The sequence below is a fragment of the Butyrivibrio sp. WCE2006 genome, assembly GCF_000701985.1.
Lineage (GTDB): Bacteria > Bacillota > Clostridia > Lachnospirales > Lachnospiraceae > Butyrivibrio.
In genome coordinates, this window is record NZ_JNKH01000036.1 from 1 (window position 1) to 17086 (window position 17086).

At 37.9% G+C, this 17086-nt stretch carries 19 protein-coding genes and 1 pseudogene; 18 read left to right on the forward strand and 2 right to left on the reverse strand.

The genetic code is table 11. From position 1 onward, the window contains the following. Positions 1–202: helix-turn-helix domain-containing protein (locus T501_RS22980; protein WP_442856383.1), on the reverse strand; the 202-nt coding region annotated here is incomplete at its 3' end. 232 nt (positions 203–434) lie between these two features. Between T501_RS22980 and T501_RS15830 the strand changes: the two genes are divergently transcribed. From T501_RS15830 to T501_RS15885, 12 genes are all read left to right on the forward strand, one after another. Next, a complete protein-coding gene (locus tag T501_RS15830; protein ID WP_026510752.1) occupies positions 435–755 on the forward strand; it encodes a hypothetical protein in 321 nt (106 codons plus the stop codon). A gap of 30 nt (positions 756–785) precedes the next feature. Then, on the forward strand, positions 786–2651 hold the full coding sequence (gene rlmD / locus T501_RS20440; protein ID WP_242845545.1) for a 23S rRNA (uracil(1939)-C(5))-methyltransferase RlmD: 1866 nt from the start codon (positions 786–788) through the stop codon (positions 2649–2651). A 116-nt stretch (positions 2652–2767) separates the two neighbouring features. Further along, complete coding sequence (locus T501_RS15840) at positions 2768–3004, forward strand: hypothetical protein (RefSeq protein WP_044916002.1); 237 nt, start codon at positions 2768–2770, stop codon at positions 3002–3004. 126 nt (positions 3005–3130) lie between these two features. Beyond that, positions 3131–3997 (forward strand): phosphate ABC transporter substrate-binding protein, encoded by an 867-nt coding sequence (locus tag T501_RS15845; protein WP_197027973.1) that lies wholly within the window; start codon positions 3131–3133, stop codon positions 3995–3997. A 9-nt stretch (positions 3998–4006) separates the two neighbouring features. Beyond that, entirely contained in the window at positions 4007–4909 is a 903-nt protein-coding gene (gene pstC, locus T501_RS15850) for a phosphate ABC transporter permease subunit PstC (protein WP_044916005.1), read from the forward strand. Beyond that, complete coding sequence (gene pstA / locus T501_RS15855; RefSeq protein WP_044916007.1) at positions 4899–5762, forward strand: phosphate ABC transporter permease PstA; 864 nt, start codon at positions 4899–4901, stop codon at positions 5760–5762. The genes pstC and pstA overlap by 11 nt, the downstream gene beginning before the upstream one ends. A 2-nt stretch (positions 5763–5764) precedes the next feature. Then, the gene (pstB, locus tag T501_RS15860; protein WP_044916008.1) at positions 5765–6523 is read left to right on the forward strand and encodes a phosphate ABC transporter ATP-binding protein PstB; all 759 of its coding nucleotides are present in this window, start codon (positions 5765–5767) and stop codon (positions 6521–6523) included. Between the two features lie 43 nt (positions 6524–6566). After that, the gene (gene phoU, locus T501_RS15865) at positions 6567–7220 is read left to right on the forward strand and encodes a phosphate signaling complex protein PhoU (protein WP_027114864.1); all 654 of its coding nucleotides are present in this window, start codon (positions 6567–6569) and stop codon (positions 7218–7220) included. Next, positions 7204–7866 carry an HD domain-containing protein gene (locus tag T501_RS15870; RefSeq protein WP_034446596.1) on the forward strand — a complete coding sequence of 221 codons (663 nt, stop codon included), beginning with the start codon at positions 7204–7206 and terminating at the stop codon, positions 7864–7866. Before phoU ends, T501_RS15870 begins: the two co-directional genes overlap by 17 nt. Positions 7867–7983: 117 nt before the next feature. Beyond that, the gene (locus T501_RS15875) at positions 7984–9780 is read left to right on the forward strand and encodes a Na/Pi cotransporter family protein (RefSeq protein ID WP_044916010.1); all 1797 of its coding nucleotides are present in this window, start codon (positions 7984–7986) and stop codon (positions 9778–9780) included. 9 nt (positions 9781–9789) lie between these two features. After that, positions 9790–10458: a response regulator transcription factor gene (locus tag T501_RS15880; protein ID WP_026528708.1), complete on the forward strand. Its 669-nt coding sequence runs from the start codon at positions 9790–9792 to the stop codon at positions 10456–10458. Further along, positions 10455–11780 (forward strand): sensor histidine kinase, encoded by a 1326-nt coding sequence (locus T501_RS15885; protein WP_026528707.1) that lies wholly within the window; start codon positions 10455–10457, stop codon positions 11778–11780. The genes T501_RS15880 and T501_RS15885 overlap by 4 nt, the downstream gene beginning before the upstream one ends. Positions 11781–11782: 2 nt before the next feature. On the opposite strand, the gene T501_RS15890 is transcribed toward T501_RS15885, so the two are convergent. Further along, positions 11783–12595, reverse strand: coding sequence for a helix-turn-helix domain-containing protein (locus T501_RS15890; protein WP_044916013.1), 813 nt, complete (start codon positions 12593–12595; stop codon positions 11783–11785). Between the two features lie 206 nt (positions 12596–12801). Here T501_RS15890 and T501_RS15895 point away from each other — a divergent pair, with 206 nt between their 5' ends. The 6 genes and pseudogenes from T501_RS15895 (at position 12802) to T501_RS22610 (ending at position 17078) form a co-directional block, all read left to right on the forward strand. Continuing rightward, a complete protein-coding gene (locus T501_RS15895; RefSeq protein ID WP_026664580.1) occupies positions 12802–13152 on the forward strand; it encodes a plasmid mobilization protein in 351 nt (116 codons plus the stop codon). A 164-nt stretch (positions 13153–13316) separates the two neighbouring features. Continuing rightward, on the forward strand, positions 13317–13511 hold the full coding sequence (locus T501_RS15900) for a hypothetical protein (protein WP_035650662.1): 195 nt from the start codon (positions 13317–13319) through the stop codon (positions 13509–13511). An 85-nt stretch (positions 13512–13596) separates the two neighbouring features. Continuing rightward, positions 13597–13959 carry a helix-turn-helix domain-containing protein gene (locus tag T501_RS15905; protein WP_022778794.1) on the forward strand — a complete coding sequence of 121 codons (363 nt, stop codon included), beginning with the start codon at positions 13597–13599 and terminating at the stop codon, positions 13957–13959. A gap of 135 nt (positions 13960–14094) precedes the next feature. Continuing rightward, positions 14095–15108: an ORF6N domain-containing protein gene (locus T501_RS15910; protein WP_050008356.1), complete on the forward strand. Its 1014-nt coding sequence runs from the start codon at positions 14095–14097 to the stop codon at positions 15106–15108. 14 nt (positions 15109–15122) lie between these two features. Continuing rightward, positions 15123–16835: pseudogene (locus T501_RS22740) on the forward strand (recombinase family protein). Positions 16836–16841: 6 nt separating this feature from the next. Then, entirely contained in the window at positions 16842–17078 is a 237-nt protein-coding gene (locus T501_RS22610; protein ID WP_044916038.1) for a hypothetical protein, read from the forward strand. Positions 17079–17086 lie beyond the last annotated feature (8 nt).

Below are 17086 nucleotides of genomic sequence, written 5' to 3' on the forward strand. Positions count from 1 at the left end.
AAGGAGCGCCCTTCTTTTCATATATGATATGTGCTCTGACTTCTTTTGAAATAGTGGTACAGTCTTTTCCTATCGCAGCTCCAATGGCTTTAAAGCTGAGAGAGTCATCCAAACCATGCTGGATTTCATAACGCTTGTCTAAATCAAGATGCTTGTTCTTATTAGTGGATTCCATAAGTTCCTCCTTAATGCCGGAGAGCATATGTGGATGAACCTATGGATGATATCAATAAGAATTAGTAAATTCCATACCCGAGTTTGGAATTAGTAAGTTCCATGTCGTGTGTTAAAGGGGTGGAATTTAGTTTTACAAGTTACTCGGAATAAGACAGCTATGTTAATGATCTGTTATTCATGAATTTCGGTTTACAAATATCATTTAGCTAGTGTAAAATAAATTGAATTATTATAAAGAGCGAGGCTTTGGATATTTTATGTCATCTATTATTCAAGACGATCAGGTATTTAATAATGAAGTTTCCTTTTGCAAGGTGTATAGCAAAGAGAGCAAGCGAATTTTGGAAGAGAGATTTTTACAGAATCGTATTTCTTACTATATAGACTGGCAGGATAAGAGTTTCTTGCAGCGCATTTTTGGTGTGGACAAGGATAAGATTTTATGTACTGTCCGTATCAATAAGGCTGATATTGAGCGCGCCAGAGAACTTGTGTCAGGGCTTGAAGATGTGAAAGTAAGAGACTTCGACAGGGTTGGAAACAGAGGCAAGAATAAAGGAAAGACAAAGAAAAAGTAATCAAGACCTCCGGTAGATCCGGAGGTTTTTATGACTCTGCAGATTATAATAACGCTTCGCTATGGAAGCACAACTTGCAGAGAGGTATATAATGGCTTTGCAATTTCGCTTGTAAGTGAGGATTTTTGCAAGCAAAATGATTATAAAAAGGAAGATAAGATGAAGAAAGAAAATCCGGTTAACAGGAAAAAATATACAAATAATGAAGAGATAAATAATGGTGAGAAAACGGGCAAGAGAGCTCAGGGTGTACGAAGCAAATCAGATGATAGTGCTTCTAAATTCATAAAAAATGCTCAAGGAACTAAGAGAAGAACTGATGACAGTGCGTTCGGAATAGAAAAAAATACTAGAGGAACTAAGGGAAGAACAGATGACAGTTCATTCGGAATAAGAAAAAATACCCAAGGTGCTAAGAGAAAATCTAACGATAGTGCTACCGGTATAAATAAGAAGAATAACATGTCATCCGTGAATGCAGGAAAATGCCCTGTATCTAAGAAGTGCGGCGGATGCCAGATGATCGATGTCCCTTACAAAGAACAGATCAAGAGAAAGCATGAGAGGGAAGAAGAACTCCTTGGAAAGTATGGCACAGTCGAACCATTTATTGAAATGGAGCATCCCGACCACTACAGATGCAAGGTGCATGCTGTGTTTACACATGACAGAAAGGGTAATCCTGTATCAGGTATCTATAAAGAAGGAACTCATGATGTTGTGCCGGTAGATGCATGTTATCTTGAGAATGAGAAGGCAGATGCCATTATTGCAACGATTCGTGGCATGCTTAAATCCTTCAAGATCAAGACCTATGATGAGGACAATGGATACGGACTTTTCAGGCATGTTCTCATAAGGGTCGGACATAACACCGGGGAAATAATGGTGGTTCTTGTTCTTACATCACCAATACTTCCTTCCAAGAATAACTTTGTGAAAGCACTTTTAAAAGAGCATCCGGAAATAACGACTATTGTTATTAATGTTAATGATAAGCGTACAAGCATGATCCTTGGAGATAAGGAGAAGGCAATTTATGGACCGGGATTTATTTACGACACAGTTTGTGGCATGAAATTCAAAATCTCCCCCAAGTCCTTCTATCAGGTTAATCCGGTACAGACTGAAAAACTGTATTCCAAGGCAGTTGAACTGGCTGGACTTACCGGTAAGGAAACGGTTCTTGACTGCTACTGCGGAGTGGGAACAATAGGTATCATCGCAAGCCCTCATGCAGCTGAAGTTATAGGTGTTGAGCTTAATAAGGATGCCGTTCGCGATGCAAGATTAAATGCAAGGATGAACGAAATTGAGAATATAACTATCTATGAAAACGATGCAAGTCGATTCATGGTTCAGATGGCTGAAGCCGGAGACCATGCGGATGTTGTTTTCATGGATCCTCCACGTTCAGGCTCTACCGAGATATTTATGGATTCTATGTTTAAACTGAACCCGGACAGAATTGTCTACATCTCCTGCAGCCCTGATTCTCTTGCAAGAGACCTGGAGTACATTACTAAAAATGGCTACAAGGCAGACAGAATCATACCTGTTGACATGTTCCCTTTCACAAGAAGCTGCGAGACCGTATGTTTATTGTCCAAACTTCATGAGGCGAAGCACCATATCAACGTAAAGGTAGATATGGACGAGCTTGATCTTACAAGTGCAGAAACTAAGGCAACATACAAAGAGATAGATGAATGGGTGCAGGAGAACTATGGATTTCATGTGACAAATCTGAACATTGCTCAGGTAAAGCAGAAGCATGGGATTATAGAAAGAGAGAATTACAATAAGCCAAAATCTGAGAATAGCAGACAGCCTGGATGTCCGGAGGAAAAGGTTAAAGCGATTGAAGAAGCTCTAAAACATTTTCAGATGATATAAATAAAAACTCGTGACTATCGGTATTTGGTGGTCACGAGTTTTTTTACGTACATTTTACCAATGTTGATAATAGATTTTACATGTATCTGCTAGCATTGCGCTAGGAGGTGCAGAGCATGTCTAAAATATGGAGTTTTGTAAATGACTTGAAGATCAAGAAGAATCAAAAAATCACAATGTTTATTTGGCTTACAACAATACTATATGGATTAACTGGCGGTTTGATATGGGGATTGATTGGAAGATTGATATTACCTGAAATAACTTGGCTATTTTGCTTTATAGGGTACCCTGCGGTGTTCATGGGACTGTTTGGCGGTGTAATCTATCTATACAATCATGAGTTCATATGATTTTTCAAGACTTTTACTGAACTTTTACATAAAGATGGTTATGGATTTTACATTAGGCGAATATTATTGTCATTGTAAAAAATACGGCGCCAAATTATGTAAGTTTAGAAAGGAATGAAAAATATTATGAAGAGAAGAATAATTGCTATTATGGCAGCAGTAAGCATAATGACATTTGGGCTAGTAGGATGTGGAAGCGAGAGTCCCCAAAGTGCTGATGCTGCAGAGCAGGGAAAAAATGTGGAATCTGTAGAATTAAATGGAACTATTAAACTTGCAGGCTCAACTTCTATGGAAAAACTTTGCGAGGCTATGGCTGAGAGTTTCATGGAGAGAAACCCAGGAGTGACAGTTACCGTTGAATATACTGGCTCAGGTGCAGGTTTGGAATCTCTTGCAGCCGGTTCTGTAGATATCGGAAATGCTTCCAGAGGCCTGAAGGATGAGGAAAAGGCAAGTGGTGCAGTAGAAAATATTGTGGCAATTGACGGTATTGCAGTGATTACTAATAAATCTTGTAGTATCAAGGATGTGACATCAAAGGAACTTGCTAAAATCTATTCGGGCGAAATTACAGACTGGGCTGAGCTTGGTGGTAAGGAGCAGCCAATCATTGTAATTGGTAGAGAGGCATGTTCAGGCACAAGAGATGCATTTGAAGAGTTACTTGAAGTAAAGGATGGTTGCGTGTATGCACAGGAGTTGGATTCAACAGGAGCAGTTCTTGCAAAAGTAGCAACTACACCAGGAGCAATCGGTTACGTTTCGCTTGATGTGGTTGATGACACCGTGTCAGGATTAAAGATTGATGGAGTGGAGCCAACAGAAGAAGAGATCCTAGCAGGAAATTACATGCTTCAGAGACCGTTTGTAATGGCTACAAAGGGCGAAATGTCAGGGCAGAATGAATTGGTTCAGGCTTGGTTTAACTATATCAATTCTGATGATGGTAAGGAAGTTATCAAACAAGTTGGACTTATTATTCCACAATAAGGGGTATACATGAAGAGAAAAGCATTTATAGAAAAAACTGCCAAAACATTATTCGAGCTTTGTGCAGTAGTGGCTATATTTGCAGTTTGTGCAATTACTATCTATATGTTCATGAAAGGTGCCCCGGCTTTAAAGGAAGTCGGGGTTTTTGATTTACTTTTTAAAACCATATGGAAGCCAACTGCAAGTGAACCATCTTATGGTATTGGATTTATTATTTTGGCTTCGGTAGTAGGAACTACCACTGCACTTTTTCTTGGAATTCCGATAGGATTGTTAGCTGCAGTATATATATCAGAAATGGCAGGAAAAACAACAGGAAACATTGTACAAACTGCAATAGAATTATTGGCTGCCATTCCATCAGTAATATATGGATTAATTGGAATGATGGTACTTAATCCGATTATGTTTAGATTTGAGCAAATAGTATTTGAAGACGATAGTTCTCATCAGTTTACTGGAGGAGCAAACATGCTTTCTGCAATTATTGTACTGACAATCATGATTTTGCCAACGGTAATAAGCGTAAGCACATCGTCGTTAAAAGCTGTATCTGACACTCTTAGAGCAGCGTCGTTAGCACTTGGTGCAACAAAAGAACAGACAATATTCAAAGCAGTTATTCCAGCGGCGAAATCAGGAATACTTACAGGTGTAGTGTTAGGTACAGGTAGGGCACTTGGTGAGGCAATGGCTATAAATATGGTTGCAGGGGGAGCAGTTAATATTCCGTTACCATTTAATTCTGTTCGTACTCTTACCACTCAAATTGTAAGTGAAATGGGTTATGCCCAAGGAACGCATAGACAAGTATTATTCACAGTGGGATTAGTCTTATATATTTTTATCATGATTGTGAACTATGCATTGCTAAGAGCAAGGAAAGCGGGGATTGATAATGTCGATTAGTAGAAGAAAGTTTATTGATTGTATCCTGCGCTTTTTAATATATATCTGCTCGACATTTTCAGTACTTTTGTTACTTGGAATTATTGGATATGTGTTAATAAGAGGTATTTCTGCGGTTAACATAACATTTCTTACTTCAGTAACAAGCGTATTGAAAGGAACTGTGGGGATTGCAGGTAATATTGTAAATACATTACTGATTATTCTTATCACCATGATAATTGCAACTCCAATCGGTGTAGGTAGTGCAATATATCTTAATGAATATGCAAGGCCTGGGAGAGTTGTAACAGCAATAGAATATGCAACAGAAACCTTGACCGGTATTCCATCCATTATCTTCGGCCTATTTGGAATGATGTTTTTTGGAGAAAAGCTCGGATTAGGTTATTCACTTTTGACAGGATCTTTAACATTGATTCTCATGGTTCTTCCTTTGATAACACGAAATACTCAGGAAGCATTAAAAACTGTACCAAGTTCGTATCGGAATGGTGCAATCGGACTTGGAAGTGGCAAATGGCACATGATACGAACAATACTTCTTCCAAGTGCTATGCCAGGAATAATCACAGGAGCAATACTTGCCATAGGAAGAATTGTGGGAGAATCAGCAGCACTTTTATTTACAGCTGGAAGTGCCAAGTTATTACCCAAAGGGATTAGCGGATTTTTAGCTAAACCATTTCAGTCTGGAGGAACCCTTACTATTCAGATGTATCTATCTGCCACAAGTGAAGGTGATTTCGAAACAGCATTTGGAATAGCTGTAGTGCTTTTGATTATCGTACTGGCTATAAACCTTGCAACAAAAGTACTAACAGAACGTTTTGATGTGACAAGAAAGGAATAGTAATGGGAGAAACAAAAATCAGTGTTAATAATTTGAATTTATACTATGGGAAAAATCATGCATTAAAAAATGTAAGCATGGAAATAAAGGAGAAGGCTATTACGGCATTAATTGGACCATCAGGTTGCGGTAAATCTACCTTTTTGAAAACTCTAAATAGGATGAATGATTTAGTTGAGGGAGTAAGGATTGATGGGACGATAAAAATCGATGGAGAGGATATTTATGGTAGAGATATAGACACTACGCTACTTAGAAAAAAAGTAGGAATGGTATTTCAGCAGCCAAATCCATTTCCAATGAGTATATATGATAATGTGGCTTATGGTCCAAGAGTCCATGGCATTAAGGATAAGAAAAAGCTTGATAAAATTGTAGAAGATAGCTTGAGAGGAGCTGCGATTTGGGAAGAGGTGAAAGACAGATTAAAGAAATCCGCTTTATCACTTTCCGGGGGACAGCAGCAAAGAATATGTATAGCCAGAGCTCTGGCCGTAGAACCTGAGATTCTGCTGATGGATGAACCTACATCGGCTCTTGATCCTATCTCTACCACAAAGATTGAAGATCTTATGGAAGAATTAAAAAAGAACTATACAGTAGCTGTGGTCACACATAATATGCAGCAGGCCGTGAGAGTATCGGACTATACTGCATTTTTTCTTGTAGGTGAGATGGTGGAATTTGGCACAACCAAGCAGATTTTCTCTTACCCAAATGATAAAAGAACTGAGGATTATATCACCGGAAGGTTTGGCTAATATGCTTAGTGAATTAGTAAGAATTATAGAAGGGAATATTCGAATGAGAAGTAAATTTGATGAACAGCTTTTAGAACTTAATCATAAGATGATTGAGATGGGAAACAATATAATATCCTCGATTCAGAAGGCTATAGAAGCGTTGGTAGCCCGAGATATTGATCAGGCAAAGCTGATTATGGATGGTGACGCAGAAATTGATCATCTCCAGAAAGTAATCGAAAGTATATGCTTTAATCTTTTGATACAACAGCAGCCAGTTGCAAGAGATCTTCGAACAGTGACAGCAGCAATGAAAATGGTTACTGACATGGAGCGAATAGGTGATCATGCAGCAGATATTTCGGAAATGACTATACTTATGGGGCAGAATAGTCAAATAGATAAGTTTAATCATATTTCAGAGATGGCAAGCGAGACAATGATAATGCTCAATCATAGTATTGAAGCTTATGTAGAAAAGGATGTTGTAAAAGCTAGGGAAGTTATTGAACATGATGATATTGTTGATGAGTTGTTTGTAAAGGCAAAAAAGGATGTTATCCAACTTATCTTAAATAATCCTGAAGAAGGTGAGGAGGCAGCCGATATTTTGATGATAGCAAAGTACTTTGAACGAATAGGGGATCATGCAACAAATATAGCAGAGTGGGTAATTTATTCACTAAAGCAGAAGGAGAATGAAGATGAAGTATAAAGATATTAAAGAGAATGAAGAGGTACTGGCATTAATAGCAAAGGGAAATGAAAACCTTGGAATATTGGGGTATACAGACCATTCAGAAGTACATGCAGCTTTGGTAGCCGAGCGTGCTACAAATATTCTTGAGATTCTTGGATACAGTAAGAAACAGATTGAACTTGTTAAGGTGGCTGCATTTATGCATGACATTGGGAATGCCATCAATCGTAGTAGGCATGCAGAGTATGGTTCATTACTTGCAAATGACATATTAAAGAAAACAGGCATGGATAGGCAGGAGAGACTTACAGTGGTTTCTGCAATCGCCCATCATGACGAGTCAACAGGTGGAGCTACAGATGTAATATCAGCTGCACTCATTATAGCAGACAAAACAGATGTTAGAAGAAACAGGGTGCGTCAGAAACCAAAAGCCAACTTTGATGTTCATGATAGAGTGAATTATGCTGTTACCAAAACAGATCTTATTATTGATAAGGATAAAAAGCAAATTTCATTAAATCTCGAAATTGATGAGAAAATCTGTACCATGTATGAATATTTTGATATTTTTCTCGGTAGAATGCTGATGTGTAGAAAAGCTTCAGAACTATTGGGAGTAACGTTTAGATTAATGGTTAATGGAAATAAAGCATTGTAATAGTAAGCAAAGTTTATAATTTTACATAGATTTTACATAGGACATTCATACATTTTACTTTCATTCAGTATGCTAATAATTGGCGTATTTTTTTAGCATACCCAGAAAGGAATTTGTATGGATATTTTTAATGTTCTAAATATGATAGGTGGGCTATCCCTGTTTCTATATGGAATGAGCATGATGGGGAATGAACTGTCAAAGATGGCAGGCGGAAAGTTGGAAATAATTCTTGAGAAGCTTACTTCAAAGAGGATATTTGCGGTGTTGCTTGGCGCAGGAGTTACGGCAGTTATTCAATCATCATCTGCAACTACTGTCATGGTAGTTGGATTTGTAAATTCAGGCATTATGAAGCTAAATCAGGCTGTAGGTATTATTATGGGGGCAAATGTGGGTACAACTATTACATCCTGGATGCTTTCACTTACAGGAATCGAGGGAAGTACCATTTGGCTTAAGATGCTAAAGCCTTCATCATTTTCGCCTATATTAGCGGCAATAGGTATTATTTTAGTTATGTCAAACAAAGAAGAATCTAAGAAAAAGGATGTTGGTGGAATCTTACTTGGATTTGCGATTCTCATGTTTGGAATGGAAACAATGAGTGGAGCTGTGTCTGGGCTAGCAGACAATACTTCTTTTACAAGAATGATGACAGCTTTTAGGAATCCTATACTTGGAATGGCTGTTGGTGCAATTCTAACGGCAGTAATTCAAAGTTCATCTGCATCTGTTGGTATTTTGCAGGCACTTTGTTCTACCGGAGCTGTACATTATGCAGTAGCGCTTCCGATTATTATGGGGCAGAATATCGGAACCTGTGTAACCTCAATTATTTCATCTGTTGGGGCAAACAGAAACGCACGTCGCTCAGCGATGATTCATTTATATTTTAATCTTATAGGAACAATTATTTTTATGGTTGTATTCTATTCTTTGAATACAGTTATAGATTTTGTTTTTTTAGATAAGGCTGCTAATGCAGCAGGGATAGCTGTGATTCATAGTTTATTTAATATTGGTGCGACAATACTTCTTTTCCCATTTGCGGATAAGCTTGTAAAGCTGGCTGAAATAACCATACCAGATGGAGCAGAAGAGCCGGAGGATAAAAAGGATTCTATCATTATTGACGAGAGATTCTTGGACAGGCCGGCATTTGCAATGGAATTATGCCGTGGAAAAGTAAGAGAAATGGCAGAGTATTGCCAGAAATCTATCACCTTATCACTGGAAGCCCTATTAGAATATGATAAGAAAAAGGTTAAGGAAGTTAAAAGACTTGAAGCTGTAGTCGATAAGTACGAGGATGCAATTGGCTCATATTTGGTAAAAGTATCAAGTAAGAATATTTCAAAATCAGATAGCCAAAGTATGTCCATTATTTTGCATAGTATCAGTGATCTTGAAAGGATTTCAGATCATGCCTTAGAGATTGTTAAATCAGCAGAAGAAATAAAAGATAAGGGCTTAGAGTTCAAGAAGGGGCAGCTCAGAGAAATGAAAGCTCTTTGTGGAGCTGTTAATGATATATGTGCACTAACAGTTGATAGCTTTTGTAGAAATGATGTAGAGCAAGCTACTCATGTTGAGCCTCTTGAAGAAGTTATTGATACACTATGCAAGACCATTAAGGAGAATCATATTAATAGATTGAAGAAGGGAAAGTCTACTATTGAGATGGGATTTATTTTGGATGATGTATTGACCGGTCTGGAGCGAGTATCTGATCATTGTTCAAATATAGCTGTTGAAATGATAACTATTTTAGATGATGATTATAATACGCATGAGTATTTTGAAAGCTTATCTAGTGTAGACAGAAAGAGCTTCAACAAGGAGTATGAAGAACTGATTAAGCAGTACCCCATCAGTAAGAAAGAGATAGAACAGTCTAAGGACGCACAATAGGAGAGAAGAATGGCGCTTATTTATATAATTGAAGATGATGACAGCATAAGGGAAATCGAAGAGCTGGCCCTCATAAATGCGGGGCATAAGGTATTAGGATTTTCATGTGCAAAAGATTTTTATGACAAGATGAATGATGTGATTCCGGATTTATGCTTAGTGGATATTATGCTTCCGGATGAGAGTGGCAATGAAATAGTAAAGAAGCTTAGAAAAAATCCTGAGACAAAGAAGCTTCCTGTGATTATGGTTACAGCTAAAACAACAGAGCTTGATTTAGTTAGAGGAATTGAGGATGGTGCTGATGATTATATCAAGAAGCCATTTTCGGTTATGGAACTAATCTCAAGGGTGAAAGCCCTGCTTCGTAGAACTCAGGCTGAGGATATAAAAGAACTTAGGCTGGACGAACTAGTTATAAATAATGAAAAGCATGAGGTTACTATCAGTGGAAATCATGTTGAGCTAACCTATAAGGAGTATGAGTTTTTGTCTTTTCTTGTATTAAACAAAGGAATCGTACTGAACCGTGACACTATCATGGAGCAGGTATGGGGAGCTGATTACGAGGGGGAATCAAGAACTATAGACATGCATGTAAAAACTCTTCGTCAAAAATTAGGGGATTATGGTAGTAGAATCAAGACCGTGAGAAATGTAGGATATGTAATCGAATGAAAATAAGAATAAATATAAGACTGGTTGGAATTGCGATATTAGCAATTATCGCAACAGTTATTGGAATTACAATTATATATTACAATCTCTTTGAGGGTCAGGTGCGATCAGATCTATCTGTCAGTGCGAAACTTCTAAAGGATACCAAATATTTTGAAACAGTAGATATTGATGTAGATCAGATAGATTTATCTACTGATTTAGATGAGCTGCGTGTAACTTGGATTGATAAAGATGGAACTGTTTTATATGACAATGATGCCTCAGCGGAGCTATTGCAAAATCATTTTGACAGACCAGAGATACAGGCGGCTTTTGAACAGGGTGAAGGGGAAGCAGTTAGAAGATCTGACACTATGAATGAGGATACTTTCTATTATGCGTTGCGTTTAGATAATGGAACGGTTCTTCGTGTTGCTACCAATGCACAGAGCATTTGGGCGGTATTCATATCAGCGATACCAATTATTTTATTAATTATTCTCCTTATCATTTCAATTTGCATAGCGATTTCTCATCTGCTTACAAAACAGTTTTTAAAACCAATAGAGATTATGGCGGAAAATTTGGAGAATGCTGATTATGAATCACCGTACAGGGAATTGGATCCTTTGGCAGAAATGCTTCGCACCCAGCATACAGATATTTTATCTGCTGCAAAAGCCAGGCAGGATTTTACGGCTAATGTTTCACACGAGCTGAAGACACCGCTGACCGCTATTTCTGGTTATGCTGAATTGTTAGAGGGAGGAATGGTAGGCGCTGAGAAGCAGAATCATTTTTATCAGGAAATCAGAAAGAATGCCGACAGATTACTTGCATTGATAAATGATATTTTGAGACTCTCGGATTTGGATAGAAAAGATTCTGAGTTACATTTTACCGAGGTTGACTTATATGAGACTGTCTCAGAATGTATGGAAGTCTTATCAGTTAATGCGAAACAAAGAAACGTGACAATAGAGCTTGAGGGGAAAACGAGTATTGTTTGCGGAAACAAAGACATGCTCAAAGAGTTGGTTGAAAATCTGGGGCAGAATGCAATCAGATACAATAATCCTAATGGCAAGGTAAAGATTTCTGTGGGAACAATTGATGGTCAGGTTGCGCTTACAGTTAAGGACAATGGAATAGGAATACCTGCTTCAGAGCAGCAGCGAATTTTTGAACGATTTTATCGTGTTGATAAAAGCAGATCAAAAGCTACAGGTGGAACAGGGCTTGGTCTTGCGATTGTAAAACACATAGTTGAGATTCATGATGCCAAAATTGAGTTAGATAGTGCACCTGGGGTAGGAACGACTATATCTGTGTTGTTTTAGGATTATTTTTTCTTCTTCCCGCGTCCATTTCCTTTAACCGGTTTGCAGAGATCAGAGTAGCGCTGCAAAATGTCGGTAAAGGTCTTGAACTCGTATGGATCCATCTTAGTAAAATTGATTTTGAAGAGTTTGCTATACATGACCATCTGAGCCTGAGTGACATTGTCGGCGGTCTTTAATTCCTCAAATGAGTCAAGGATATCGTCAACCGGTGTGGTTGCATCACCGGTTTCTGCATCTTTGCCATGGGCATCGCGTATAGCTTTTGCTATTTTGACAATGTCGTTTCCAAGAAGATTGTTGAAGTAGTTGTCTTCAGATATGGTTGCTGCTTCTAAGGTTTTCATGTAATGATCTTCATCGGAAATGCCTTTATTTTGAAGCCGAACTCTTGTCTGTTCAATCATTTTGTTGATGTTTCGAAATTGCATTCCGGCAAGATTATCAACGTAGATTTCCATGTCCGAAAGAAAATTTATAAAATCCGGGTGCTTAATCATTTCACAAATCAATCTGACATTAAGCTTCCCACTTTTTAGTAAATCTATAGTTTCATCATCCAGTCCAAGTTCATCTATAGGAAATAGATGTTGTTCTCTATTTTCAGTAAGTCCCAGAAGATAGTCTGATGTTACTCCATAAAAATCCGCAAGTGTGATGATGGCCTTGTGAGAGATTTCTTTGTAATCATCTGTTTCATAATTTCCCAGTGATGCTCTGGATATTCCGGTCTGCTCTGACAATTCTTGCAGAGACAGGCCTTTTTCTATTCTTAAATCTTTTAGTTTTTCCTGAATTGATAATTTACACTTCAATGCTTTATTCCCCCAGTGCTTTTCCTAAAGTCCTTGTATATGTAAATCATAACAGAATGTAAGTTTGCTATAAATGATGAATTCCAATATCGTGGAAAAATTTGAGTAGAGCATCTATTTCCTACCTCTTGGATATACGGAGTTGGGCTTCTAAATCTTGGATAATTAGTCCATGAACAACGATAACGAGAGGAGGTGAAAAGCAAATGTTGTTAAATCAGGGATACGTTCCATGTAACAAACAGATTCATATCAAGATTCCCGAAAATGAATTACAAATGATTCACGACAGGATGGAGCAGATAGGAATCAAAAACATGAGCGCCTACATTAGGAAGATGGCAATCGATGGATATTACATCCACATTGATTTCAGTGAGTTATTAGAAATCATCAAACTTCTGAAAATTGACAGCAACAATATCAACCAGATTGCAAAAGTTGCCAATTCATGTGGCACTGTAGATAGCAAAACAATTTCTGATATGAAGGAGAATCATGAGCGAGTTTTGAAAAAGGTGGAAAAGACTTTTAACAAATATTTGGACATTTATTGACTTCGTTTTTAGCCTGCTTTGCAGGCGTAGCTTGCCGATGAAAATCGGCAATCAGGGGGATTGGGGCACACTCCCCAACAAGCAAAATCGCATCAGGTGTACACCGATGCACTGCTTGCCAATTTGTGAAAGGCCAAAAATCTCATTTAAGGAAGGGGATAGCTGTGAAGAATAAAGTGATAGTAAAAGACAAAGATGAATGGAGTTCTCTTGCAAACTTTATCGGAAATATAATAGCAAAATACGCTGATGAAATTGATTTTGATTCATTACCGGATCCTGATGTCTATCTTCAAAAAAGATATATATATGAATCTTATAAGGCGTATATGAAGCTCCGTAATAAGAAAACGAAGTAGAACATTGAAGGATATCATGAGGTGTGGTAAAATGAATTCACTAATATGAATGTTATATAAGTGAATGGCAAGCGAGGTATCACTCATGATTATCAGCGAAAGAATTATAAAGGTTTTGAAAGAACGCAATATGACTCAGGCGGAGTTTGCAAAGCAGGTAGGTATTTCGACCAGTACCATAAGCGAATGGAAAAAGAGAAAGACCAATCCTACTGTAGAAAAGATAATGGACATCTGTAATGTTTTGCAAATTACTCCGGAGCAACTTCTTACCGGTAAAGGAATTGAGGATGAAGAGGAAATTGCTGCAGCAAGTCCTGAAAGCAAATTTACGCCGGGAGATATTCAGATGATTGAAGATTATCACAATCTTAGAGAAGAACAGCAGAAGAGACTTATGGCTTATATGGAGGCCTTGAAGAAGATAGAAAGTCTTGAAGAGATGTAGGAAAGAGTTTAAAAATTTGAAAAGGTGGTTTGCGGTCGATTTTTGCGACCACAAAAATCACATTGTTTGAATATAGAATATATGAAGTCACAATTTGTGACTTCAAAAAAGGAAATGCAAAGGGATATAGTGTTTATGAAAAATACAACAGACTTACTCACAGTTGAGTCTATTAGAAACTGTGTATATACGATACGCGGGCAACAGGTGATGCTCGACAGTGATTTAGCTGATATTTATGGATATGAAGTCAAAAGATTAAATGAGCAGGTTAAACGAAATATAAACAGATTTCCGGAAGATTTTATGTTTCAATTGACAAGAGAGGAAGTTGATTTGGTGAAGTCGCAAAATGCGACTTCACGGAATGATTCATTTTTTGAAGGGCAGGATGGTGGTAGAAGAAAAATGCCTTATGTTTTTACAGAGCAAGGAATTTATATGTTAGCGACAGTTCTTAGAGGTGAGTTAGCTGAGCAACAAAGCATTTTTATTATGCGAGCTTTTAAGGAAATGCGTCATTATATCCGTCAGAATCAGCAGTTTGTAACTCAGTCCGAAATGAGCATGGTTACTGCTAAGGTTTCAGAGTTATCTGTGCAAATGGCAGGAGCAATTGATCATCAGAAGAAAACGGATAAGGCAATTGAAGATATTCAGAAGAGTATTGATACCCTGAATGAAAATTTTGTTTCGGATAAGGATTTTAAGAATTTTATAATCTATAAAGGTCAGAAGTTTGAAGCTGATGTGGCTTACATAGATATCTATCAGCAGGCAGCAAAATCAATTTATGTTGTTGACGATTATATGAATACAAAATCATTGCAGTTATTATCACAGAAGAATTCAGGCGTGGAAGTAATCCTTTTTACGGAGAATGGGCATGGCAAGAGAGGATTTCTTACGACATCTGTGGTTAATGATTTTATAAACCAGTACCCACCGCTTCGGATTAAACCCAATCCGGATTGTCATGATAGGCTTATTGTTCTCGATTATGGATTGCCAACAGAGCAGGTATTCCACTGTGGAGCATCAAGTAAGGATGCAGGACGAAAACTCTCTGCTATTAACAAGGTAGAATCAGTACAAATGGTTCGTCCGGTTATTGATGCTTTGTTAAAACTTCCAGATAAAAGTATCTAAAGGAGATGATATTATTGGGAAAAGAAAAAACAAAAGTATATTTATATACCCGCGTTTCCACATCTATGCAGATGGATGGATATTCTTTGGATGCACAGAAATCCAGAATGAAAGCTTTCTGCGAATTTAATGATTATGAAATCGCCGGAGAATATGAAGACGCCGGAAAGTCTGGTAAATCGATTGAGGGGCGTGTTGCTTTTAACAACATGATGGAAGATATTAAATCAGGAAAAGATGATGTCTCTTTTGTTCTTGTATTTAAGCTTTCCAGATTTGGCAGAAATGCGGCTGATGTTCTAAATTCACTTCAGATTATGCAAGACTTTGGAGTGAATCTGATCTGTGTCGAGGACGGTATTGATTCATCAAAAGAAGCAGGAAGACTTATGATTTCTGTACTGTCGGCAGTTGCTGAGATTGAGCGTGAAAACATACGTGTACAGACTATGGAAGGCCGTATGCAAAAGGCTAGAGAAGGTAAGTGGAATGGCGGCTTTGCTCCTTATGGATATGCCTTGGTTGATGGAAAGCTTGAAATAAATGAAGAGGAAGCTGTAGCTATCAGAACAATCTTTGACCAATATGTAAATACAGATATGGGGTCAAACGGAATCGCAAAATATTTGGAAAACCATGGGATTCATAAGATTGCAAGGCAAAATGGAAAGAATCCGCTTTTTGATGCCTCGCTTATCCGACGTATTATACAGAATCCTGTTTAGTGCGGAAAGATTGCTTATGGCAGGAGAAGAACAGAAAAGGTTCATGGAACAAGAAATGATTATCGTCAGGTTTATAAGGATGATTACCTGCTTGTAGATGGGCTTCATGAGGCTTTAGTATCAGAAGAAGTATGGGAGCAGGCAAAGATAAAAGTAGCAGCTCAGGCTAAAAAATATGAAAAAGTCAATTCTCCTAAAGGTGAGAAAATACATCTTTTATCAGGTGTATTAAGGTGCCCTGTCTGTGGTGCAGGCATGTATGGGAATAAAAGTATTAAGCATAGAAAAGATGGCACAAAGTACAGTGATTATTTTTACTATGGCTGTAAGCATCGCAATATGACAAGAGGGCATAAATGCGACTATCGAAAGCAGGTGTCAGAAACAAAACTGGATGGAGCAGTAATTGAGGTGCTAAGGAAACTTGTGAGCAATAAGAAATTTGCCGGGATGATGCGTGAGAAAATCAATATGGAAGTTGATACCACAGCGCTTGATCAGGAAATATCTGCTCAGGAAAAGACGCTACGCCAAAGTTACTTGAACAAGGATGCCATTCTTTCAGATTTGGACAACTTGGATTATGAAGATAAGCATTACAAGAGAAGAAAAGCAGATTTAGAGGACCGCCTCAGTAAGACTTATGATAAAATCGAAGAGACAGAAAATGCCTTAGTAGAGGCTAAAGCAAAGAAGCGGTCGATACTTGCTGAAAAGGTTTGTGGAGATAATATCTACAAAGCGCTAATCTTTTTCGATAAAATGTATGAACCAATGAATGAAGCGGAACGCAGAGAGTTCCTGACACAATTCATAGAAAAGGTTGAGATTTACGAAGAAGAACAAGAGAACGGCCAATGGCTTAAGTCCATTGAATTCAAGCTTCCTATCATCTCAAAAGATATGAATATTAGTTTGGACAATGGTTCGCAAATCGAGACGGTTGTCCTGCTTTCCAAGGGCGAAATACCCAGTAAGAAAGTCAAGGTTGAATTCTCATAAGAGGGCATGGATACTGATGGTTTCAAGGATGGAGCTACCTACGATGAGATAAGAGATTGGGTACAGGAAAAGTATGGTATACATGTTACTAACCTGAATATAGCTCAGATCAAGAGAAAGAACGGAATTATTGAAAGAGAGAACTATAATAAGCCGAAGTCAGAGGATAGTAGGCAGCCGGAAATAACTCCGGAAAATGAGAAGGCTATTACTGAGGCTCTTAAGTATTTTAATATGATTTGAGAAACAGG

Excerpts from the sequence above, each read along its gene's own strand:
- T501_RS15830 (WP_026510752.1), top strand. The coding sequence starts at position 435 with ATGTCATCTATTATTCAAGACGATCAGGTATTTAATAATGAAGTTTCC.
- rlmD (WP_242845545.1), top strand. The coding sequence starts at position 786 with ATGACTCTGCAGATTATAATAACGCTTCGCTATGGAAGCACAACTTGC.
- T501_RS15840 (WP_044916002.1), top strand. The coding sequence starts at position 2,768 with ATGTCTAAAATATGGAGTTTTGTAAATGACTTGAAGATCAAGAAGAAT.
- T501_RS15845 (WP_197027973.1), top strand. The coding sequence starts at position 3,131 with ATGAAGAGAAGAATAATTGCTATTATGGCAGCAGTAAGCATAATGACA.
- pstC (WP_044916005.1), top strand. The coding sequence starts at position 4,007 with ATGAAGAGAAAAGCATTTATAGAAAAAACTGCCAAAACATTATTCGAG.
- pstA (WP_044916007.1), top strand. The coding sequence starts at position 4,899 with ATGTCGATTAGTAGAAGAAAGTTTATTGATTGTATCCTGCGCTTTTTA.
- pstB (WP_044916008.1), top strand. The coding sequence starts at position 5,765 with ATGGGAGAAACAAAAATCAGTGTTAATAATTTGAATTTATACTATGGG.
- phoU (WP_027114864.1), top strand. The coding sequence starts at position 6,567 with ATGAGAAGTAAATTTGATGAACAGCTTTTAGAACTTAATCATAAGATG.
- T501_RS15870 (WP_034446596.1), top strand. The coding sequence starts at position 7,204 with ATGAAGATGAAGTATAAAGATATTAAAGAGAATGAAGAGGTACTGGCA.
- T501_RS15875 (WP_044916010.1), top strand. The coding sequence starts at position 7,984 with ATGGATATTTTTAATGTTCTAAATATGATAGGTGGGCTATCCCTGTTT.
- T501_RS15880 (WP_026528708.1), top strand. The coding sequence starts at position 9,790 with ATGGCGCTTATTTATATAATTGAAGATGATGACAGCATAAGGGAAATC.
- T501_RS15885 (WP_026528707.1), top strand. The coding sequence starts at position 10,455 with ATGAAAATAAGAATAAATATAAGACTGGTTGGAATTGCGATATTAGCA.
- T501_RS15895 (WP_026664580.1), top strand. The coding sequence starts at position 12,802 with ATGTTGTTAAATCAGGGATACGTTCCATGTAACAAACAGATTCATATC.
- T501_RS15905 (WP_022778794.1), top strand. The coding sequence starts at position 13,597 with ATGATTATCAGCGAAAGAATTATAAAGGTTTTGAAAGAACGCAATATG.
- T501_RS15910 (WP_050008356.1), top strand. The coding sequence starts at position 14,095 with ATGAAAAATACAACAGACTTACTCACAGTTGAGTCTATTAGAAACTGT.
- T501_RS22610 (WP_044916038.1), top strand. The coding sequence starts at position 16,842 with ATGGATACTGATGGTTTCAAGGATGGAGCTACCTACGATGAGATAAGA.